At 40.9% G+C, this 1,285-nt stretch carries 1 protein-coding gene, 1 pseudogene and 1 other annotated feature; the gene and the pseudogene both read right to left on the bottom strand.

Going from position 1 to position 1,285, the window contains the following annotated elements; genetic code table 11:
• Nucleotides 1-563, bottom strand: a pseudogene (locus ACNPNW_RS16125) (transposase family protein); the annotation flags it as partial.
• Nucleotides 158-274: a sequence feature (AL1L pseudoknot), on the bottom strand. (Overlaps the previous pseudogene by 117 nt.)
• An 82-nt stretch (nt 564-645) precedes the next feature.
• Nucleotides 646-1,140, bottom strand: coding sequence for a flavin reductase family protein (locus ACNPNW_RS16120; protein WP_004647846.1), 495 nt, complete (start codon nt 1,138-1,140; stop codon nt 646-648).
• Between the last annotated feature and the right edge of the window lie 145 nt (nt 1,141-1,285).

The raw sequence follows: 1,285 nt of genomic DNA, 5'->3' as shown, positions 1-1,285 counted from the left end.
CACGTTTCAGTTTTTGCCAGACTTTACGTACACCATACCGACCTGAACTTTCCTTCCAAATTCGTTTAATCTCCTCAGCATGATGCAAGTCATGTAAATCTCGCTTTGCTCGATGTTCTGGATTTTCGCAGAGATCTAGAGTCCGGTAATAGGTTGAAGGTGCGATCGGTAAAATTCTACAAATCGCATCAACACCATATAAGTCTTTATTGTTATGGATGAAATCCACCATTATTTGTGTGGGCGGTCGAGCTCCGCCTGGGCGAAAAAAGCGGCTGCTTTACGTAGAATTTCATTCGCACGTTGCAGTTCTTTATTTTCGCGTTCCAGTTGTTTGATACGTTCTTGGTCTGAAAGCTGCTGTACTTTAACTGGATTTTGTTTATCTAAATATTTTTGATACCAAACACGTAGTGTTTCAGGAGTACAACCCTTGCGCAGTATAATGCTCAGGGAGCAATAGCTGTGATCGCAGCCCAATTCGATGGATAATCTTTCTCGGATTCAATCAATAATTGAACCGCTCTTTCTCTGATTTCAGGGGTATATTTTAATTTTGTCATCGGGATAGTCTCTCAGAATATTGACTCTCCGACAAACCCGGTACGGTTCAGTTTAAAAAGATAAAAGAATTAAGGCATTGAGTTAAGCGTGTTCCAACTGACCCACTTGATGATAAGCACGGTTAAAATACACCAGACTTTCTTCTTGATCGCTTTGTTGAACTTTAAGAACACGACACATGAAAACACTGTGTGTACCGACTTGCTGAATATCTTGAATCTCACAGTCAAAACTGACCAAGGCATCTTTCAAAATAGGTGAACCAGTTTCCATAGTACTCCAATCACCGAGTTTGAAACGATCTTCTGAGCTGAATTTACTTGAAGCAAAAGCATTTGAAAGCTGTTCATGCTGAGTACTTAGTACGTTTACAGCCAAGACTTTATTTTCAACAAAATGGGCATGTGAACGGGAGGATTGATTCATACAGACTAATAACATTGGCGGTGTATCCGTCACGCTACATACGGCAGATGCAGTAAATCCATGCATACCTGTTTCACCCGAAGTCGTAATAACATTCACTGCTGTGGTGAGTAAAGACATTGCATTTCTAAAGTCTGTTGCTTCAATCATCTCTTTCATCTCAAATGTACATATCACGTGCTCGTGCATAAAGCTGGACAAATGACCTTGCGATGATTTGTTCTGCTTCGCACGAGACTACGTTTGATTAAGCTTCTAGCTCTTTACGAACAATGGCAGCACCTGCGCTTAAAGC

It is taken from the genome of Acinetobacter endophylla, assembly GCF_053543775.1.
The sequence above is the reverse complement of the archived record's forward strand: the minus strand, read 5'-3'. Positions and strand labels throughout refer to the sequence as shown.